This is a genomic window from Haloferula sp. BvORR071 (genome assembly GCF_000739615.1).
Taxonomy (GTDB): Bacteria; Verrucomicrobiota; Verrucomicrobiia; order Verrucomicrobiales; family Akkermansiaceae; genus Haloferula.
Map to the genome: position 1 here is coordinate 35,326 of NZ_BATP01000004.1, position 19,377 is coordinate 54,702.

Below are 19,377 nucleotides of genomic sequence, written 5' to 3' on the forward strand. Positions count from 1 at the left end.
CAAAACCCACGAAAGCAAGCAATTTCCCACAGAATCCCACATGCTCGCCGCAGAACGACAACGCCAGATCCTGGAGAAGGTGCGCCGGCATGGAACGGTTCGTACCACAGACTTGGCAAAAGGTTTCTCCGTCACCGAGGAGACCATCCGCCGCGATCTCGACCTTTTGGGCCGACGCGGACACCTCCGCCGGACCCACGGCGGGGCGATGAATGCGACCGCACCGCTGGGCGAACTCTCTCAGCAGGAACGCGAGGAAAGGCAGCTCGATGAGAAGCAGGCAATCGCCCGTGAAGCGGTGCGGCTACTGCTGCCCGGAGAGACCGTTTTGCTGGATGCCTCCACCACGGCTCTGGAATTTGCCAGCAACCTGCCGGAAGGATTGCCACTACGGGTGGTGACCTATTCGCTGGCGGTGGTCGAGCGGCTGGCAACGCGGGACGAAGATATCGAGCTGGTCCAGCTTGGCGGCATGTATGAGCAGCGCGGCCGGCGTTTCTCCGGGATCATCACGGAGAACTCGCTGCGTTCGCTGCGGATCGACCGCTTCATTTTCTCCGGCGGCGGGCTGCATCCGACATTGGGTGTGAGCGAGCCGAATCCCGAGCAGGCGCGCTTGAAGCGAATGATGCTGGAGCATTGCACCTGGCGCTGTGCGCTGCTGGACCACACGAAGTTCGGGGTGAAGACGGACTACTTCTTCGCCGCGCCGAATGAGCTGGAGGTGATCGTCACCGATCGTGAGTCGCGGGCCTACGCCAAGAGTCACTTGAAAGAGCAGCCCTACGATTTGCGCTTCGCGAGGTAAGCGGCGGCGCTGGCAGGCTCGTCGAGCAGCCCCTGCCTTCTCTAGCAGATTTCAAATTTCATATCTCAAATTTCAAATTTCATCGATCGTCCATGCCCGTTTTCCTTGCTATTGACCTGGGTGCCGGTAGCGGCCGCGTGATTGCTGGCATCGCGGATGACGCGAAGCTGGAACTCCAGGAAATCCACCGCTTCGACAATCCCGGCACTGACCTGCCCGGTGGCTCGTATTGGAACATCATCGGGCTCTTCCGCGACATCGTGGAGGGCCTGCGCCGCGGCGTGGAGAAATATGGCAAGGAGATCGTGGCGATGGGGATCGATACCTGGGGCTGCGACTTTGGCCTCTTGGATGGCCACGGGCGCTTGCTTGGCAATCCGCACCAGTATCGTGACGCCCGCCACGAGGGGATGCCGGCGGTGATGCATGCCCGCCTGTCCGAGGCGGAGATCTATGCGCAGACCGGGATCACCACGAATTTCTACAACTCCTCGCTGCACCTGATGGCGGAGGAGCAGGCCTGCTCCCCTGCCCTCGCGAGCGCGAACCAACTGCTCTTCATCCCCGACCTGCTGGCCTACTGGCTGAGCGGCAAGAAGGTGGTGGAACGCACCATTGCTTCGACCTCGCAATTGCTCGATGCCTCCACCGGCGATTGGGCATGGGGAGTGATTGAGACTCTGGGACTGCCCTCGCGGATCTTCGGGAAGATCGTGCCTCCTGGCACGGTGCTGGGACCGATCCTTCCGGAAGTCGCGCGCTTGATCGGGATGGAAGGCATTCCGGTGGTGGCCAGTGCCTCGCATGATACGGCATCCGCCGTGGCTGGCATTCCGATGGAAGGCGAAGATGCGCTGTGGCTATCCTCCGGCACTTGGTCGATCATGGGGCTTGAGACCCGCGAGCCGATCCGCACGCCCGCAGCCTTTGCCGCGCGCTGCTGCAATGAGCTGGGCGTGGAGGGCACGGTGCGCTTCCTGAAGAACATTGCCGGCCTCTGGCTGATCCAGGAATGCAAGCGCCAGTGGGCTCTGGATGGTGAGGCGCTCTCCTATGGCGAGATGGCGAAGCTGGCTGCGGATGCTCCGGCCTTCTCCGCTTTCATCGATCCGGATGATGCGATCTTCGCAGCGCCCGGGGAGATGCCGAACAAGATCCGCGCGTGGTGCGAGCGCACCGGCCAAGCGGTGCCGCAGGACAAGGGCACGATCCTCCGGATCGCCTCCGAATCCCTGGCTCTGAAGTACCGGGTGGTCTTCGAGAATTTCTGCGCGCTCTCGGGCAAGCGTTTCGAGCGGCTCTACGCCGGTGGCGGCGGCATCCAGAATGCTTTCTTAGCGCAAGCGACTTCGAACGCGCTGGGGATCGAGGTCGTCGCCGGACCGATCGAGGCCACCTCCTGCGGGAATATCGTGGTGCAGATGATCGCAACCGGAGCTTTGCCGGATCTCGCGGCGGGCCGGGCCCTGATCCGGCGCTCCTTCGATTTCCAGACTTATCAGCCACAGCAGCAGGACGATTGGCAGGCCGCATACCAGCGATTCAAAAGCGTCATCGCGAGCTGAGGTGATTTGCCCTGTCCCAGCCAAGAAATTGCTTACTCCTCCCTCCCCATGATCGACGCTGAACGTATCTTTGAAATGGACTTCCTCCGTGCCACGGAGGGAGCCGCCATCGTGGCCCACCGCTGGATGGGCCGCGGCGAAAAGGAGGCTGCCGATGCGGCTGCCTGTGATGCCATCCGCGGCATGTTCGACCTGATGGACATGCGTGGCGAAGTGGTGATCGGCGAAGGCATCAAGGACGAGGCTCCCGGCATTTTCAAAGGCGAGAAGGTCGGCACATGGGAAGAAGGCGCACCGCAATTCCACATCGCGCTGGATCCGGTGGACGGCACCACCAATGTCTCGAAGGGCATGGCGAACTCCGTCTCCTGCATTGCCGCCGCGATCCCGGTGGATGGTGAGGCGAGTGCGCTGGAGGACATCCCGGCCTTCTATCTCGAAAAGCTCTCCTATCCGGAGAAGGTGCGGAAGGCCTTCATCGCCGATCCCAAGCTGCCGATCAGCGTGGAGGCTCCGACCGAGGAGGTGATCAAGCTCACCGCGAAGATTCTTGAGAAGGACATCCGGGATATCGTCGTGATGATCCTCGATCGTCCCCGCAACCAGCCTTACATCGACGCGGTGCGGCGGATGGGGGCCAAGCTGCGGATGATCTCGGACGGCGACATCGCCGCGGCGATCGCGCCGGCCCTGCCGGAGAGCAATGTCGATCTCTACGTGGGTATCGGAGGTGCGCCGGAGGGTGTTCTTTCTGCAGCTGGCCTGCGTTGCCTAGGCGGAGGCTTGCAGGCGAAGATCTGGCCGAAGGATGGCTTGGAGAGACGCGTGCTGATCGCCGAGGGCCACGAAAAACTGCTGGACCGGGTGTATCTGTCGAAGGACCTGGCGAAGGGGGACCGGATCCTCTTCAGCGCCACAGGCATCTCCGACAGTTCGCTGCTCCGCGGCGTGCGGGTGGACGGCAAGATCGCGCGCACACATTCCGTGCTGATGCGGGTGAAGAGCCGCACGGTGAGGTCGATCAAGGCCTCGCATGACCTTTCGGCGAAGACCTTCCGCCTGCGGTCGGCGAACGCGGAGGTCTTGTTGGTGGATTGAAGCCCCTCCGCCCGGACTGCGTGCAGACTACTTCAAAGCCCCTTGATCCGAGCGCGCGATCTTGATGAAGACATCTTCGAGATCGTCTTCCTGGAAGTGCTTGGTGATCTCGTCGGGCGTTCCCTGCGCGAGGATCTTGCCGGCATGGAGGAAGAGCACGCGGTCGCAGACCTCCTCGATGTCGCGCATGTTGTGCGAGGTGTAGAGGATTGCGGGATGTCGCTCCCGCTGGACGTGACGGACGAGCTTGCGAACCTTGTCGGCGATATCCGGGTCGAGCGAGGCGGTTGGCTCATCAAGCAGGAGTAGCTCGGGATCGTTGAGCAGGGCCTTGGCGAGATTAACACGGGTCGATTCACCGGCGCTGAGCTGGCCGGTGGATTTCTCCGCGAGCTTGCTGATCTCCAGCAGCTCCAAAAGCTCGGCAACCTTTTGCTTCGGCTTGGGGACCGAGTAGAGGCGAGCAAAGATTTCGAGATTGTGGCGAACGCCGATGTTCCCCGGGAGGGTGGCGTAGGTGGTGCAGAAGTTCGCGCGCTGAAGGATTTCCAGGCGGTGCTTCTGGAGGTCCATGCCAAAGGCGCGGATCGCCCCGCCGCTGGGCGTGGTCAGGCCCAGGATCATGTTCATCAGCGTGGTCTTGCCTGCGCCGTTCACCCCCAAGAGGCCGACAGTCTCTCCGGCGCAGACCTTGAGTGAAACGCCGTCCACCGCGGTGAAGTCATCGAACTTCTTCACCACGTTATCGATTTCGAGGATGACTTGCGGGGTCACGCGCGGAGCATCGGACGGATTTTCGCGGCGTCCAGCATTCTTCCCGCAGGCAGGGAGGAAGGAAATGCGGCCTTCCGAGCGCTGCAAAAAGATGCAACACTTTAAGGAAAGGCATTCGTCATGAAGCGCGTTTCCAGTGATCGGACATGAAACCCAAGATGATCCTCACAGCCGTGCTGACACTCGCGGCGGCATTTCCCTTTTCCCTCCGCGCGGAGGAAGCCCCGAAGCCCTTCAAGGTCGCGGCCTTCTACACCGGCAAGGAGGACCAAGCGCACATCAGCTTCATGAAGGAGGCAAACGAGTGGTTCCCGGCGATGGCCAAGGAACACGGGTTTACCTATGAAACGACGAATGACTGGAAGAAGCTGAACGCGACTTATCTGGCGGACTGCCAGGTGGTGGTCTTCCTCGATACCCGGCCCGAGGGTCCAGAACAGCGGCAGGCATTCCAAGAATACATGGAGAAGGGTGGTGCGTGGATGGGCTTCCACTTCGCGGCCTTTGCGCTGAAGGACTCCTCGGTGAAGCCTGACTGGGCCTGGTATCACGATACCTTTCTTGGCTCCGGCGAGTATGGGAGCAACACGTGGCGACCGACTTCGGCAGTGCTGAAGGTGGAAGTGCCGGACCATCCCGCGCTGAGGGGACTACCCGCGACCTTCAAGTCCGCGCCGAACGAGTGGTACCGCTGGAAGAATAACCTGCGGGAAAATCCGGACATCACGGTGCTGCTCTCAATCGATCCCTCCAGCTTCCCACTCGGCACCGGACCGAAGCCGCATGAGATCTGGCACAGTGGCGACTACCCGGTGGTGTGGACGAACAAGAAGTATCACATGGTCTATTTCAACATGGGCCACAACGACATCGACTACGAAGGGAAGACCAACAAGGAACTATCCTTCACCTTCAAGAACGAGATCGAAAGCCAACTCATCCTGAACAGCCTGCTCTGGCTCGGTGGGAGGAACGAAAAGTGAGATCGCGATCCATGTCCCCTTCCCGACTTCAATTCATCTCTTTTCTGGGGATTCTGACGAGTTCCCATGCGCCTGCCGCGGAGGAAAAGGAACCGAGATCCAGCGTGGCAGCGGTGGTGATCCACGCGAACCAAGTGGTGTATGATTTAAAGGCACCGAAGGTCGCGGTGGTGGAAACGGCCGAGCCTCTGACGGAGAGCGTGCGCTTTCGGATTGCCGGGGACAAGGGGAAGGTCTTCGAAGCACCGCTTGCGAGTGGGACGAAGTGCGAGGACTGGTTTCCCGGGCGGAACTTTTACCGGATGGATTTCTCGGGGCTCGCGGAGGCGGGGAAGTTCCACTTGGAAATCGAGGACAAGGGGAAGACCTGGAGCTCCACGGATTTCGAGATCGGCGAGCAGGCACTGCCTAAGCTCGCGATCCCTGCGATCACCGGCTTCTACAAGCACCAGCGGGCGGACTCAAAGGAGGAGCTGGAGGCGGACCGACAACTACTGCTTCATGGCAGCGACAAGCGCGTGGATCTGCGCGGCGGCTGGTGCGATGCCTCGGGCGATGTCAGCAAGTATTTCTCCCACCTGGCCTACACGCGCTACATGTGCCCGCAGCAGACCCCGCTGGTGGTGTGGTCGATGGTGAACACGCTGGAGACGGCCGGTCCCTTGTTAGAGAAGATGGGTGCCAAGGCGGCTTTACAGGATGAGGCACTCTATGGCGCGGAGTATCTGCTGCGCTCGCTCTCGGACGAGGGCTACTTCTACATGACCGTCTTCAGCTACTTTAAGAAGGATCCATCGGAGCGTCGCGTGGTGGGGCTGCTGGCGGATAGCAAGACGACGGACGACTACCAATGCGCCTTCCGTGACGGAGGAGGAATGGGCATCGCCGCGCTGGCCCGGATTTCCAAGTGGAAGAAGGATGCCGGCTATCTGGAAGCGGCGGAAAGGGCCTTTGCCCACCTGCAGGTGAACAACCTGAAGTATGCCGACGATCACAAGGAGAACATCATCGATGACCACTGCGCGCTGCTGGCCGCCACCGAGCTGTGGATTGCCACAGAGAAGCCAGAGTATCGCGATGCGGCAAGGGATCGCGCAGCCAAGCTGATCAAGCGCCAGAGCCCGGAAGGCTACTTCATTGCCGACGGGGGCAAGCGCCCCTACTGGCATGCCTCGGATGCGGGCCTTCCGGTGCTCGCACTGGCGCGCTATCTGGACAAGGAAGCGGAGAGCGTGGCGCGAGAACCAGCGCTAGCTGCAATCCGCGCTTTCCTCGACTACCAGCTCCGTGTGACGGCTAAGGCGACGAATCCCTTCGGCTATGCGCGGCAGTCCTTTCTGTTCCGTGGAGAGGTGAAGGATGGCTTTTTCATCCCGCACGAGAATGAGAGCGGCTGGTGGTGGCAGGGCGAGAATGCGCGGCTCGGCTCGCTCGCGGCGGCGGCGATTGTCGGCGGGCGGCTGGTGTATCCGGACAAGGCAGCGCCCTATGGGGTGAAGGCGGAACTCGGCCGCTTCGCCGCGGATCAGGTGGCATGGATTCTGGGAGGCAATCCCTATGACGTCTGTTTCATGTATGAGCATGGGAAGACAAACGTGCCCTACATGAAATCGATGTTCGGCCATGGCTCAGGCCGCGGTGGGATCTCGAACGGGATCACCGGCAAGAATGCCGACGGGTCCGGGATCGACTTCCACTTTCACGCGAATGGCAACGAGTGGCGCTGGACCGAGCAGTGGATTCCCCACTCCGCCTGGTTCCTCCAAGCCGTCACGGCGATGTCCTCATCCAACTGATCTACCCCATGAAAACCCTGCTTGCCACTGCCGCTCTATTGATCACCGCCCTGCTTTCGGTCGCGCGGGCTGAAGATCCCCCGCCCCGCTTCCGGGCGGTGGTGCTGGCGGAGAAGGACGATAACCATGGCCCTTTCGTAACTGCGGCGCTGGATTGGCTGAAAACCACCGCGGCGAAGGAAAACTTCGCCTACGATGTCTTCGAGGAGCCGAAGGGTTTCAATAAAGGGCTCTTCGCCAAATATCAGCTCGTCATCCAGCTCAACTACCCGCCCTACCGCTGGAGCGATGAGGCTAAGGCCGCCTTCGAGGACTACATCGAGAACGGCCGGGGCGGCTGGGTGGGTCTGCACCACGCCACTCTGCTCGGTGAGTTCGACGGCTACCCGATGTGGCCGTGGTTCTCCGACTTCATGGGCGGGATCCGCTTCAAGTCCTACATCGCCAAGCGCGCCTCCGGCACGGTCGAGGTGGAGGCCGCGGATCACCCCTGCTTCAAGGGGCTCCCCAAGACCTTCACGATCGACGAGGAGGAATGGTATACTTACGACAAGAATCCCCGGCCGAAGGTCCTAGTCCTGGCCAAGGTGGACGAGGCCTCCTACAAGCCGGATTCCGAGGTCAAGATGGGCGACCACCCGGTGGTCTGGTCGAACCCGAAAATGAAGGCCAGGAACGTCTATATCCAGATGGGCCACCACCCGAGCCTGATCCAGAATGAAAACTATACCGCCCTGCTAAGGAATTCGATCCTGTGGGCGGCGACAGGTGCGGAAAAGGCGGCTGAGCATAGCGGTTCCTGAGGCGGGGGAATCTTGAGCACAGGACGTCCTGAATTGCGCTCCAGCGGGTCTGCTCTGGCCCTTTGTCCCAAGCCTCTGATTTTACCTGAAATTCCGTGAGTCCGGGATTGCCATTTGCCGGAAGCCGACTAAGGAAGTCGCCCCGGCGCATCCCGCCGGTGCCCAACGCATTACACCTAAGAGCATGAAGGACCTCACCAAATACCGCAACATTGGCATTTTCGCTCACGTGGATGCGGGCAAGACCACCACGACCGAGCGGATTCTCAAGCTGACCGGCAAGATCCACAAGATCGGTGAGGTTCACGACGGCGCTTCCACCATGGACTTCATGGAACAGGAAGCCGAGCGCGGTATCACCATTCAGTCCGCCGCCACCACCTGTTTCTGGAAGGGCCACCAATTCAACGTCATCGACACCCCGGGCCACGTCGACTTCACCATCGAAGTGTATCGCTCGCTGAAGGTCCTCGACGGCGGCATCGGCGTGTTCTGCGGCTCCGGCGGCGTGGAGCCCCAGTCCGAAACGAACTGGCGCTACGCGAACGACTCCAAGGTCTCCCGCGTGATCTACGTCAACAAGCTCGACCGTATCGGCGCAGACTTCTACCGCGTGATCGGCCAGGTGAAGCGCATCCTGGGTGCCCACCCGCTGGTGATGGTGCTGCCGATCGGCACTGAGTCCGAGTTCGTCGGCGTGGTCGACCTTCTGACCCGCAAGGCCCACATCTGGGACGAATCCGGCCAGCCCGAGAACTTCAAGATCGAAGACGTGCCCGCCGACATGGTGGACAAGGTCGAGGAATACCGTGCCGCTCTGATCGAAACTGCCGTGGAGCAGGACGACGAGGTGATGGAGAAGTACCTCGAAGGCGTGGAGCCGGACATCGACACCATCAAGCGCTGCATCCGTAAGGGCGCGATCGAGATGGCCTTCTTCCCGACCTACTGCGGTTCTTCCTTCAAGAACAAGGGCCTCCAGCTCGTGCTCGACGCCGTGGTCGACTTCCTGCCTTCCCCGCCGGAAGTGAAGCCGCTCCCGGAAGTGGATGCCGAAGGCAATGCTACGGGCGAATTCGCCGTCAGCGATCCGAGCAAGCCGCTCCGCGCGCTGGCTTTCAAGATCATGGACGACAAGTTCGGCGCCTTGACCTTCACCCGTATCTACTCGGGCACGATCAAGAAGGGTGACACGATCCTGAACTCCTTCACCGGCAAGACCGAGCGCGTCAGCCGCATGGTGGAAATGCACGCCGACGACCGCAACGAAGTCGACTCCGCTCAGGCGGGTGACATCGTGGCGATCGTGGGTCTCAAGAACGTGCAGACCGGCCACACCCTCTGCGACGAGAAGAACCCGGCCACGCTGGAGCCGATGGTGTTCCCGGATCCGGTGATCTCCATCGCCGTCGCCCCGAAGGACAAGGCCAACGCCGAGAAGCTCGCCACCGCCATCGGCAAGATGGTGCAGGAAGACCCGTCCTTCCGCGTCGAGACCGACGAGGAAACCAATGAGATGATTCTCAAGGGCATGGGTGAGCTCCACCTGGACATCAAGATCGACATCCTGAAGCGCACCCACAAGGTGGAGGTTAACGTCGGCGCCCCGCAGGTCGCCTACCGCGAAACCATCACCAAGCCGGTGACGGACAGCTACACCCACAAGAAGCAGTCCGGTGGTTCCGGTCAGTACGCCAAGATCGATTACACCATCGAGCCCGGCGAACCCGGCTCCGGCTTCATCTTCGAGTCGAAGGTCGTGGGCGGCAGCATCCCGAAGGAGTTCATCCCGGCCGTCGACAAGGGCTTCAAGACCTCTGTCGATAAGGGACCTCTTGCCGGCTACCCCTGCTTGGACTTCAAGGTCACGCTCAATGAAGGTGGTTTCCACGCCGTGGACTCCAGCAACATCGCCTTCGAAATCGCGGCCAAGGCTGCCTATCGCCAGACCATGCCGAAGTGCGGTCCGCAGATCCTCGAGCCGATGATGAAGCTCGATGTCTTCGCGCCCGAGGAAAAGGTGGGCGACGTGATCGGCGACCTCAACCGTCGCCGGGGCATGATCCAAGGTCAGGAGCCGACTCCGGGCGGCGTGCGCGTGAAGGCGGAAGCTCCGCTTTCCGCGATGTTCGGCTACATCGGCGACCTGCGCACCATGACCTCCGGCCGTGGCCAGTTCTCCATGGAGTTCAGCCACTACGCCCCTTGCCCGAAGAACGTCTCCGACGACGTGATCAAGGCCGCCAAGGAGCGCGAGGAAGCCAAGCGCAAGTAAGCTTCCTGCTGGCAGTTTGATTGATTTATTGACCCCGTCGTCCGCAAGGGCGACGGGGTTTTTCATTTCGGCGGAAGGTTACCCGTTACAGGTCCGTGAAGCTGCGAGGACAACATTTGCAGCGCGGGCTCACAAGTTCCTGTTCTCAGCTTGCCAAGCCCGCCAGAGATTCGCCGGAACCGATGAAACTCCTCCGTTTCGCCTCAGCTGCCCTGATCCTCGCTGGAAGCGTCCGTGCCGAGACCGCAGCACCGGTCACACTTGCCAGCTTGATCGCGGAGATGACGGACTACGATTCCGTCGCGAGATGGCCGGAGCCCGCCTACACATGCCTGCAGGCGAGCAGCTATGACCGACGCACGGTGGCCGCGGATCGCGACGGCTGGTTCGCCAATGACGACCACACCCAGTTCATCCGCGACGAGGTTACCGAAAGCCGCAAGGAACGCGTGATGATGGATGCGGAGGGGCCGGGGTGCTTGGTGCGCTTCTGGCTCACCACGGTGAAGAACAAGCACGGGGTGATCCGCATCTACCTCGATGGTGCAGCTGCCCCTTCGCTCACCTTTCCCGCCTATGATCTCATGAGCGGAACACTCGGCCTGAAGGAGCCTATGGTCATCCCCCACCCCGGCTACACGGCGGACGGCAATGGCGGCAACACGCTGATGCTGCCCATCCCCTACGCGGAGCACTGCAAGGTCACTTGGGAGGAGAAAGGCGAAGGCCCGCGCTACTATCAGATCAACTATCGGAAGTATGCGGCTGGCACGAAGGTGGAGACCTTCATGACTGAGAAGCTGGAAGCGGCACGCAGCGCGATCGAGAAGGCGGGTAAGACCTTGCTTTCACCACCGGAGCCGGAGGGCATGCCGCCGGAATTTACCGGCGGCATCGAGACTTCCAGCCCGCTGGGGGTCCACGGCTTCCAGGCGGGTGGCGTGGAGAGTTCCCTCGACCTGCCCGCGGGAGCAGCGGCCGTGCGCCAGATCCGGCTTCGCATCAAGCCGGACAAGGGCGAGAACCCTGCCACACTGCTGCGAGCCATGATCGTGAAGATCAGCTTCGACGGGGAGGAGACGGTGTGGTGTCCAGCCAGCGATTTCTTCGGCAGCGGTGCCGGGCTCAATGAACTCCAGAGCTGGTACCGGAGTGTGTCCGCGGATGGCTGGATGACATGCCGATGGGTGATGCCCTACGCACGCTCGGGCCGGATCACGCTGCTGAATGCCGGACGGACTCCCATCATGAGCGAGTTGGAGTGCATCCTCGGCCCCTGGACTTGGGACCAGCGCTCAATGCACTTCCACACCGCGTGGCATTATGAAGGCAATCTTCGCACGCCGCCGGCGCGCGACTGGAACTTCATCAAGCTCGGCGGTCGCGGCGTCTATGTCGGCGATACCCTCTCCCTCTACAATGAAGTCCCCACCTGGTATGGCGAGGGTGACGAGAAGATCCGCCTGGATGGCGAGACCCTGCCCTCCCATCTCGGCACCGGCACGGAGGATTACTACGGCTACTCCTTCGCCCCACGCGGGATCATGCAGACGCCCTTCGCCAACCAGATCCGGGTCGATGAGCCGCGGACGCAGGGGCACAACGTCCTGACCCGCACGCGCAACCTTGATAGTATTCCCTTCACGCGCTCTTTGGACTTCGATATCGAGCTGATCTCCTGGGCACCCACCAGGATGATCTATGCCGCCACCACGCATTGGTATGCCTTCCCCGGCGGGTCATCGAATCGCCAGCCGGAAGTGGCGAATGCGACAGCTCCCATCCCGACCTTGCAGGACGCCCAAAAGCCGCCCGCGGCCTTCCCCGGTGTAGTGGAGGCAGAAGGACTGAGGATCTCATCCTCCACCGCCGGCATGGTTCGGGAAACGCAGGACATGCAGCTCTTCGGCATCGGCATGTGGAGCAGTGGCAAGCAGCTTCTGGTTCGTGGCACGGCAGAGGAAAACCAGGTGACACTCGAGCTTCCTGCTCCGGATGCGAGGCCGAAGAAGCTGATCGTGGGAGCCACACGTGCGGCGGACTATGCCACCCTGTCCTTCACCGTGAACGACAAGCCGGCGGCAGTGAGATTCGATGGCTATGCCAAGTCCGTGAGCCACTCCGGAGACATCGAGCTTGGCACCTTCACGCCGGTGGATGGGAAATTTGAGATCCGGGTGGAAGTCACCGGGACGAATCCCGCAACGACCGGGCCGCGCTATTATTTCGGGCTCGATTACTTCCGGCTCCAGGAGTGACAAAAGCCGCGAGGGCATTGGCTTGAGCGCCTTCGATCTTCTGCAAAGCTCCGCTCATGTCTACCGCCTTCGGCCCGCTCGATGAATTGATGGGGCGCTTGCTCGAAACATGGGAGCAGCGCTACGACTTCGAGTTTGATCGGAAAAAGCGAGTTGCCAGCTTCTCACGAGACGGAATGCAGGTGCAGGTCGACGAATTACCAAGCGGCGAACTCTCGGTCGTGTATGAGCACGCTCTCCACGAGACCGCCACGGAAGTTTGTGGACCTGCGGAGGCGGCCTCACTCATCGAAGCGATTTTGTCGCGGCGGAACCTCTGCCGCGTTCCGATGCCAAAATGTGGATCCGTCGCAGTTCAGCGACCTTGGTGGAAGCGGATCTTCGGGAGTTAGAGCATTTCATAAAAGACGATACCCCGGGTAGCCGACTGTTGCCATCTTCGCCCTTCGGGCTAGGACGGCCGCGGCCGGCAACCTTGGGCCATATGATGGAGCGGCATAGCCGTTCTCGGAAGGGATTTCCCCAAAGGACGGCCACGACCCTTCTTCGAATGCTCTAACCTCACCATGCGATCTCCGCCACCACCGGCCGGTGGTCGGAACCGAGATCCGGGCCTACCCAATGCTTCCAGCACTTTGCGGCAAGCGGTTTCCCCGGCGGTCCCCGGTAGAGCAAGTGATCGATCGGAATCGCGAATACCAAGCTTCCGCGTTGCCACGTTGGGGAGACCGCAGTACCTCTCAATCCTGCGACAAAAAGAGGCTTCATCGCGCTGCTCCATGGAGTCGCATTGAAATCCCCCGCCACTACCACGGCTCCAGGCTCCTGAGCCATATCGTCGGCGACGGCCTTCAGATAGCTATCACGTTCGTCGGTGTGAGCGGCGCCGCCGGGTGGATTCGGATGAACGCCGTAGCAGGTCATCACTCCCGCAGGAGCTTGCAGGTGCACCTTCAGGCAAGGCAGCCGGCGCTTGCCTTGAGACTCTATCTCACGATCCAGAATCGGCAGCTTCGAGTAGAAGACGAAGCCAAAGTTGCCCCGGCCTGCATACTCGACGGAGTAAGGGTAACTCGCCGATAGCAGCCTCAATTCGTTGGCCCAAGTCTCATCTGCCTCGGGAAAGAAGACCACATCGGGAGCCGTTTCCCGAACCCAGGAAACGGCCTCCGCATACCGCGTGTTTGAAGTCTCCACATTGAATGAAGCGAAACGCAAAGCGGTTCCTCCCGCTTGTTCGCTTGGGACCACCCAACAAGGGATTACGCGGGCTGCCGGCACCAACAAGAGAGCCACGACAAGAGCAGTCTGCCGCCAAGCCCTCCGGCAAAGGACAAAAATTAGAACCGCTAGCAGGAAGGCGGCGTACTGAAGTTGGAAATGGTTGAAGAGATCGAAGAACCAGAAACGTCCCCCGATCCATCCCAGAACCGGCAGAAGCCCCACAACTACAGCAAGGCCGACAAACAAGTTCATGGGCCCAGGTGGGAACAAACGTGGACACTTCATCACTCCAAGAAAATTCACCACGCGATCTCCGCCACCACCGGCCGGTGGTCCGATCCCAGATCGGGGCCGACCCAGCGGCGTTTGAGGCCATCGGACTGAGGCTTATCCAATGGACCGCGGTAGAGCAGGTGGTCGATGGGGGTAGCCAAGAGCGGGTTGCCGCGTTCCCAGGTCGGCGAGACCGAGCGCCCCTGCAATCCCGCAGCGAAGAGCGGCTTCATCGCACGACTCCAGATCGTCGCGTTCAGATCTCCTGCCAGCACCACCGCTCCAGGTTCGGCCTTCACTTGCTCGGCAATAATCAGAAGGAAGGCATCGCGTTCATTCGCCCAAAACTCGGTGGCGGGCGGCACCGGATGCGCGCCGAAGAAGGTGAACTCTCCTTGCGGACCTTGAAGGCGGAGCTTCAATAGAGGCAGCTCCATTTCGCCACAGGGAATGATCTCTTGTTTCAGGATGGGTAGCTTCGAGTAGCAGGCAAAGCCGAAGTTTCCTTCCACGATGTGCTCCACCGCATGCGGATGGCTGGCGAGCAGCGGCTTCAGGTGCTCCGCCCACACTTCATCCACCTCGGGCAGGAAGATCACATCCGGATCGGTCTCGCGGATCCACGAAACGGCATCCGCGTAACGCTCGTTTGCGGTCAGCACATTGAAGGAAGCGAAGCGCAGGGACGCGCCGATCGCCGGCTTGTGCAACGAAGGCAGGGATGGCTCCGCTAGCCTAACAAGTGGCACCGCCAGGAACAGCGCAGTCAGCAAGGCCAGCCGCCATGCCTTCCAGCAGCCGAGACAGATAACCGCAATCGCAAGGGCGCCTGCATACTGCCATTGGAAATGATTGAAGAGGTCCAGCAGCCAGTAGCTGCCGCCCAGCCAGCCAACGATCGGCAAGATGCCTGCAATCACTGCCAAGCGCGCGATGAATGGCTTGGGCTTGGGCATGAGGACGGATCGCCAGGTCATCTCTTACTCAAGGTTACCACGATAGCTCCGCGACCACTGGCCGGTGGTCTGATCCGATATCCGGGCCGATCAAGAAGCTCTTGCAACTCATCCCCTCACCGCGAAACAGGATGTGGTCGATGGGGATGCCGAGCACCGGATTGCCGCGGCTCCAGGTGGGCCCGGGAGCCTTGCCCTTCGAGGCATCCTGCAGGCCAAGCTTGTAGAGGTCCTTGGTCTTCGCACTCCAGCGCGTGGCATTGAAATCCCCGACCAAAACCACCCTGCCCTGCTCTTGTGAGACCTCCTGCTCCGCTGCGGCCATGAAGTCGTCCAATGCTTTCGCCCAGTCCGGGGTAAGCGGCGGCAGCGGATGCCCGGCAAAGAAAACCAGCGGCCCGCCCGGGGTCGCCAGCCGCGCTTCCAGCAGGCGAAACTCGATCTTGCTCACCCGGTGCATCTCGAAGCTAGAGATAGGGAACTTGGAGAAGAAGGCCATGTCCGGGCCATCATTGATGAAGTGCGGGTACACGCCCTCCAGCGCCTTCAATGCCTCCGTCCATTCTTCGCTCACCTCCGTGAAGAAAATCGCATCAGGCAGCGTTTCCTTCACCCAAGCGATGGTCCGCGCATGCTTTTGATTTGAGGCCAGCACATTGAAGGATGCGATCTTCACGACCGTCGAACCCTGCGCCACCGCCGGCGCCGGTAGATAGCCCGGGACGACCCGCGATAACGGGATGAGTGAGAGCAGCGCTGCCACCATCGCCATTCGCCGCGACTGCAGCCTCAGAAGCAGGATCGCGCATAGCAGGAGGAACCAAGCGTATTGATACTGGAAGTGATTGCAGAGATCGAGGAGCCAGAAGCTCCCGCCGCCGATCCAGCCCAGCAAGGGCAGCAGACCTGTCACCACGGCAAGGAAACCGATCAGGCGCGTAAGCCACTTCGTAATGCCGTCGCTGGGTTTGCTCATCGTTCGTCGTCGGCACATCCTTCCTGCTTCCAGCAGCCACGGCAAGAACCCCGGCTTACGGCGCATGAAGGAGAGGTGAATTTTTCTGTCTCATCCCGGGTGGCTGCGGTGTCTTGATGGAAACGATGGCGGACAATCCATTCGAACTTCTGCAACGCTTCAACCGTGACCGCTCCGAAGCGGCCTTCCGCGAACTGGTCCGGCAGCACTCGCCGCTGGTCTTTGCCACCGCCCTGCGCCGCCTGAATGGCGATCGCAGTGCCGCGCAGGATGTGATGCAGGAGGTCTTCACCCTGCTGGTGCGGAAATCCTCCGGACTGGATCCAGCGCAGCTTTCCGCGTGGCTCTACCGCCAGACCTGCCGCCGGGCAGCCAACCACGTCCGCAGCGAAAGCCGGCGGCGCCAGCGCGAACTCGTCTCCATGGAAGCCATGAACCACCCTCCCACCCCTGATGAGTCCGACCGCGAACTGCTGGCCCGCGAACTCGACTCCGCGATGCTCAGCCTGCCTTCGTCCGACCGGAGCGCGCTGGTCATGCGCTATTTCGAGGATCGAGATTTCCGCAGCGTGGCGGGAACCCTTGGCTTGAGCGAGGTCGCCGCCCGCAAGCGTGTCTCGCGGGCCTTGGAGAAGCTCGCAGCCGTCCTCAAGCGGCGCGGCATCACAACCGGTAGCGCCTTACTCGGCAGCACGATGAGCAGCATGGGGCGAAGCATTCCACCAGATTCCATGGTGGCGAAGGTTTCACTGCAGGCCATGAAGTCTCTACCCGCAGCGGGATCACCATCGCTCTCCGGGCTCATGAAGCCTGCGCTCGCGGGTGTCGCCTTGGTGTCCCTCATCTCTGCTGGCCTCCTCGCGAAGTCCCGCCCGACACCAGTGCCTCCGGTGCCCATGGCAAGCACTCCCACATCCGCCCGAGAATCCGGACTCGCCTATCTGCTGCGACCGGTGACGGATACCTCGATCGAAAACCTGATCGCGGAGATCAAACGCAACCAGGCGGGTCCCGGACATTCACTGGTGACGCTGCGGCTGAGGGCAATTCTCGATCGCGTCGCCATCGCGGATATCCCTGCATTCGTCGTGCTGGCCGGGGAAAAGCTCACGGTGGCCGAGCAGACTGCCTGCTACGCCCCCCTGTTTGAGCGCTGGCTCGACCAAGATCCGGCGGCAGCGCTGAGCTACGTCCTCCTCAACAAGCCAGGGGAGAAGGTCGATGCCGAGACATCCACCTACATGTTAGGCAATCTCTTCCGGGCTTGGGTGGAGAAGGACCTGAAGCAAGCGGATGCCTGGCTACGTGAGCATTGGGGCGACGAGGGATTCAAGGAGCATCGCTGGAACGGCAGCGTGGGCGAAGGATTCGCGATGGAGGTGGCGAACGACTATGTCTTGCGCGGCAACGTAAGCGACGCCTTCGAGTTCATCCGAGCTCTGCCGAATGCCGATGCGCGACGCCGTTGCTTGCGCGGACTCGCTGGCGAAGATCCCTATGGCAACGCTTGGCACAATATCGATCCGGATCGCCTGTTAGAGGTCCTCCGGGCCTTATCGGGATTTCCCGAAACAGAGCCGGCGGGAGAGGCACGCGTGCTCTTGTGGCAAAGCCTCAACCGAAGCCGGCCGGAAGACGCCGCGAAGGTGCTAGCAGCCCTGAGCCCGCAGGAACACTTCGAAGCCGCCCTCGCCAAGACCGGTCACTACAGCAAGCTCGCCTCGCGGACCAAAACAGCCGGCGGCGGAACGATTTCTCATTTCGACCAGATCACGGATACCACCGCAGGTGAAGCCGACGCGATGGCCGCAGGTCTTGCCGCCGGGCTTTCGCGCCAAGAGATCTTGAAGGCCATCGGTGCTGCACTGGTATCCAAGGGCAATCCCGCAGTGGCAGTGCCGTGGCTGGCGGGACACCGCGAGGAAGTCGAAGTCGACGCGGTTTTACTCGGGGCGATCCGGGATGCTGCGCGGCGGGAGGATCACAGCAATCTTATCCTCTGGGCTGCGTGCCTGAGGGATCCTGATCTGCGCATGAGTATCGCGCGAGCTGGATTCCGCCAGATCCTCGCTCAACCGGGCGATACCGCGAAGAACCTATTGGCCGATCCCAGCTTGGATGCCGGGTTGCGGGAAGAACTCGTGGAAATCCGTGATGCCAAGCCATGAATGCTTTCCTCCAGCGCCAAGTCCTCAGCTTCGGGTGTGCCGCTTTGCTCACTGCGGCAGTTTGGTATGCCTGCTGGCCGCAGAGGCTGCCGGTGGCAAGTGCCCGATCTCATGCCGAGCCTTCACCACAGGAGCCAAAGTCCAAGAACTGGCAGGAGGCCGTGGCCCAAACTGCAAGCGCGGAAGGCAATGAGGCGCGCCTGGCCGCGGCCGTTCGACTGGGTGAGGTGCCCACAGCCGAGATCCCGGCGCTTCTCGATTCGATCGAGTTGGTCAAGGACCGGCAGCTGACTCTTGCGGCCAAAACCTTGCTGATCCGCTGGGCCTCCGAGGATGGCAAGGCAGCCGCGGAGTGGTCGTGGCTCAAGTTCCGGGCGGATGGCATGTGGTATTTCGTGCTCCTGGAGATCGCGGGGGCATGGGCATGGCGAGACCCGGAGGGCCTTGCCAAGTGGACGATGGAGATCGTGGCGCAGCAAGGCCCCGGCTTTCAAGACAGCCTGTCAGTTGAGGAAGTCTTGAAGCGCGATGTGCCGGTGATCGAAAGGGGGCGGGGCGCGAAGATCTGCGAGCTGCTGATCCGACAATCGCCGCGCTGGGCCTTCGAGCTCTTCCTGAAGCTTCCGGGATGGTCCACCGGAGATGGCTTCATGACCTCCTCGCTGCAGAGTCCCGAGCAGATCCAAGATGCTCTGCTGGCCTTCGACCTTGAGTCTATGAATCTGGATGCGACTCGCGGAATCAGCGGCCCTGCCATCTACGCCCACAGCCTGCTCACCGATTGGCGGAAATTGGATCCGCAGGGCTTTGCATCCTCGCCTTATGCCAAGTATCTCAAGCTGGGGATTTCGAATGAGGAGATTGGCCAATACCAACGCTGGACGACCCTGCCGAAGGAAGAGCGCGGCACAGCCGCCGCGAAGATGCTGGAGGCTGGAACTAACCAAGCGCGGTCCGGCTTGGTGCTTTCGATGACGGAGGATTGGGCCAAGGAAGACCCCGCGGCTTGCCGCGAGTGGCTGGCTTCATTGCCAGCGGAATTGGCCGAGGCCGGAGCCCGGCCCTTCGCGATGGCAGCGGGCGGGAGCTACGTCGAATCGATCTGGAAGGAGAGTGAGTCATTTGACACCTCGCTCCGTGAAGGATGCCGGATCGACTCCCACAAGGCCTGGCGGAAAGACCATCCGGAGGGCAATCCGGACATGAATGGCTGGAGTGAGGAGGCGAAGCAGGCGTGGAGCGATCTGGATGCGCTGTGGCGGGTGGAGAGATGAGGAGAGTTCGGGCGGCTCTTCCCGAAACTCGCCATGGGGCATTTGCCTCATTTGATTGCGGCGGTGAAGCCCTGAATCTGGCCATGGCGCAACCTGAGAAGGCGCCCGCGAAGTGGCGCCCGGCAGGCACAACAAATTCTCCGATG

General features: G+C 61.4%; 15 protein-coding genes. 11 read left to right on the forward strand and 4 right to left on the reverse strand.

The features are described 5' to 3' along the window. The first annotated feature begins 40 nt into the window (after positions 1 to 40). The 3 genes from BV071_RS03405 (at position 41) to glpX (ending at position 3,471) form a co-directional block, all read left to right on the forward strand. On the forward strand, positions 41 to 808 hold the full coding sequence (locus BV071_RS03405; RefSeq protein ID WP_035602210.1) for a DeoR/GlpR family DNA-binding transcription regulator: 768 nt from the start codon (positions 41 to 43) through the stop codon (positions 806 to 808). 92 nt (positions 809 to 900) lie between these two features. Beyond that, positions 901 to 2,373 carry a rhamnulokinase family protein gene (locus BV071_RS03410; protein ID WP_035602213.1) on the forward strand — a complete coding sequence of 491 codons (1,473 nt, stop codon included), beginning with the start codon at positions 901 to 903 and terminating at the stop codon, positions 2,371 to 2,373. A gap of 48 nt (positions 2,374 to 2,421) precedes the next feature. Continuing rightward, positions 2,422 to 3,471, forward strand: coding sequence for a class II fructose-bisphosphatase (glpX, locus tag BV071_RS03415; protein WP_035602216.1), 1,050 nt, complete (start codon positions 2,422 to 2,424; stop codon positions 3,469 to 3,471). Positions 3,472 to 3,498: 27 nt separating this feature from the next. Here glpX and BV071_RS03420 read toward each other — a convergent pair whose 3' ends face one another. Then, positions 3,499 to 4,245 (reverse strand): ABC transporter ATP-binding protein, encoded by a 747-nt coding sequence (locus BV071_RS03420; RefSeq protein WP_035602499.1) that lies wholly within the window; start codon positions 4,243 to 4,245, stop codon positions 3,499 to 3,501. Between the two features lie 146 nt (positions 4,246 to 4,391). Between BV071_RS03420 and BV071_RS03425 the strand changes: the two genes are divergently transcribed. The 6 genes from BV071_RS03425 to BV071_RS03450 all read left to right on the forward strand — a co-directional run bounded on the left by BV071_RS03425 (position 4,392) and on the right by BV071_RS03450 (position 12,752). After that, on the forward strand, positions 4,392 to 5,228 hold the full coding sequence (locus BV071_RS03425; protein ID WP_052572822.1) for a ThuA domain-containing protein: 837 nt from the start codon (positions 4,392 to 4,394) through the stop codon (positions 5,226 to 5,228). 11 nt (positions 5,229 to 5,239) lie between these two features. Continuing rightward, the gene (locus tag BV071_RS03430; RefSeq protein WP_081885761.1) at positions 5,240 to 7,024 is read left to right on the forward strand and encodes a glycoside hydrolase family 9 protein; all 1,785 of its coding nucleotides are present in this window, start codon (positions 5,240 to 5,242) and stop codon (positions 7,022 to 7,024) included. Between the two features lie 8 nt (positions 7,025 to 7,032). Beyond that, the gene (locus tag BV071_RS03435; protein ID WP_035602219.1) at positions 7,033 to 7,827 is read left to right on the forward strand and encodes a ThuA domain-containing protein; all 795 of its coding nucleotides are present in this window, start codon (positions 7,033 to 7,035) and stop codon (positions 7,825 to 7,827) included. Between the two features lie 184 nt (positions 7,828 to 8,011). Continuing rightward, positions 8,012 to 10,102, forward strand: coding sequence for an elongation factor G (gene fusA / locus BV071_RS03440; protein WP_035602222.1), 2,091 nt, complete (start codon positions 8,012 to 8,014; stop codon positions 10,100 to 10,102). A gap of 182 nt (positions 10,103 to 10,284) precedes the next feature. Further along, positions 10,285 to 12,360 carry a glycoside hydrolase family 172 protein gene (locus BV071_RS03445; RefSeq protein ID WP_035602225.1) on the forward strand — a complete coding sequence of 692 codons (2,076 nt, stop codon included), beginning with the start codon at positions 10,285 to 10,287 and terminating at the stop codon, positions 12,358 to 12,360. 56 nt (positions 12,361 to 12,416) lie between these two features. Then, a complete protein-coding gene (locus BV071_RS03450) occupies positions 12,417 to 12,752 on the forward strand; it encodes a hypothetical protein (protein ID WP_035602228.1) in 336 nt (111 codons plus the stop codon). Positions 12,753 to 12,921: 169 nt separating this feature from the next. Here BV071_RS03450 and BV071_RS03455 read toward each other — a convergent pair whose 3' ends face one another. From BV071_RS03455 to BV071_RS03465, 3 genes are all read right to left on the reverse strand, one after another. After that, positions 12,922 to 13,557 carry an endonuclease/exonuclease/phosphatase family protein gene (locus BV071_RS03455; protein ID WP_265594029.1) on the reverse strand — a complete coding sequence of 212 codons (636 nt, stop codon included), beginning with the start codon at positions 13,555 to 13,557 and terminating at the stop codon, positions 12,922 to 12,924. Positions 13,558 to 13,883: 326 nt separating this feature from the next. Next, a complete protein-coding gene (locus BV071_RS03460; RefSeq protein ID WP_035602234.1) occupies positions 13,884 to 14,834 on the reverse strand; it encodes an endonuclease/exonuclease/phosphatase family protein in 951 nt (316 codons plus the stop codon). Between the two features lie 13 nt (positions 14,835 to 14,847). Then, positions 14,848 to 15,789: an endonuclease/exonuclease/phosphatase family protein gene (locus tag BV071_RS03465; protein ID WP_035602237.1), complete on the reverse strand. Its 942-nt coding sequence runs from the start codon at positions 15,787 to 15,789 to the stop codon at positions 14,848 to 14,850. 125 nt (positions 15,790 to 15,914) lie between these two features. On the opposite strand from BV071_RS03465, the gene BV071_RS03470 reads away from it, so the two are divergent. Next, complete coding sequence (locus tag BV071_RS03470) at positions 15,915 to 17,957, forward strand: sigma-70 family RNA polymerase sigma factor (protein WP_265594030.1); 2,043 nt, start codon at positions 15,915 to 15,917, stop codon at positions 17,955 to 17,957. Next, positions 17,954 to 19,231: a hypothetical protein gene (locus BV071_RS03475; protein WP_035602245.1), complete on the forward strand. Its 1,278-nt coding sequence runs from the start codon at positions 17,954 to 17,956 to the stop codon at positions 19,229 to 19,231. The genes BV071_RS03470 and BV071_RS03475 overlap by 4 nt, the downstream gene beginning before the upstream one ends. The last annotated feature ends 146 nt before the right edge of the window (positions 19,232 to 19,377 follow it).

What these genes read in the sequence shown, in the direction of transcription:
- BV071_RS03450 (WP_035602228.1), top strand. Translation starts at nt 12,417, where the DNA reads ATGTCTACCGCCTTCGGCCCGCTCGATGAATTGATGGGGCGCTTGCTC.
- BV071_RS03475 (WP_035602245.1), top strand. Translation starts at nt 17,954, where the DNA reads ATGAATGCTTTCCTCCAGCGCCAAGTCCTCAGCTTCGGGTGTGCCGCT.
- BV071_RS03410 (WP_035602213.1), top strand. Translation starts at nt 901, where the DNA reads ATGCCCGTTTTCCTTGCTATTGACCTGGGTGCCGGTAGCGGCCGCGTG.
- BV071_RS03460 (WP_035602234.1), bottom strand. Translation starts at nt 14,834, where the DNA reads ATGACCTGGCGATCCGTCCTCATGCCCAAGCCCAAGCCATTCATCGCG.
- fusA (WP_035602222.1), top strand. Translation starts at nt 8,012, where the DNA reads ATGAAGGACCTCACCAAATACCGCAACATTGGCATTTTCGCTCACGTG.
- BV071_RS03435 (WP_035602219.1), top strand. Translation starts at nt 7,033, where the DNA reads ATGAAAACCCTGCTTGCCACTGCCGCTCTATTGATCACCGCCCTGCTT.
- BV071_RS03445 (WP_035602225.1), top strand. Translation starts at nt 10,285, where the DNA reads ATGAAACTCCTCCGTTTCGCCTCAGCTGCCCTGATCCTCGCTGGAAGC.
- BV071_RS03425 (WP_052572822.1), top strand. Translation starts at nt 4,392, where the DNA reads ATGAAACCCAAGATGATCCTCACAGCCGTGCTGACACTCGCGGCGGCA.
- BV071_RS03430 (WP_081885761.1), top strand. Translation starts at nt 5,240, where the DNA reads ATGTCCCCTTCCCGACTTCAATTCATCTCTTTTCTGGGGATTCTGACG.
- BV071_RS03465 (WP_035602237.1), bottom strand. Translation starts at nt 15,789, where the DNA reads ATGAGCAAACCCAGCGACGGCATTACGAAGTGGCTTACGCGCCTGATC.
- BV071_RS03470 (WP_265594030.1), top strand. Translation starts at nt 15,915, where the DNA reads ATGGCGGACAATCCATTCGAACTTCTGCAACGCTTCAACCGTGACCGC.
- BV071_RS03405 (WP_035602210.1), top strand. Translation starts at nt 41, where the DNA reads ATGCTCGCCGCAGAACGACAACGCCAGATCCTGGAGAAGGTGCGCCGG.
- glpX (WP_035602216.1), top strand. Translation starts at nt 2,422, where the DNA reads ATGATCGACGCTGAACGTATCTTTGAAATGGACTTCCTCCGTGCCACG.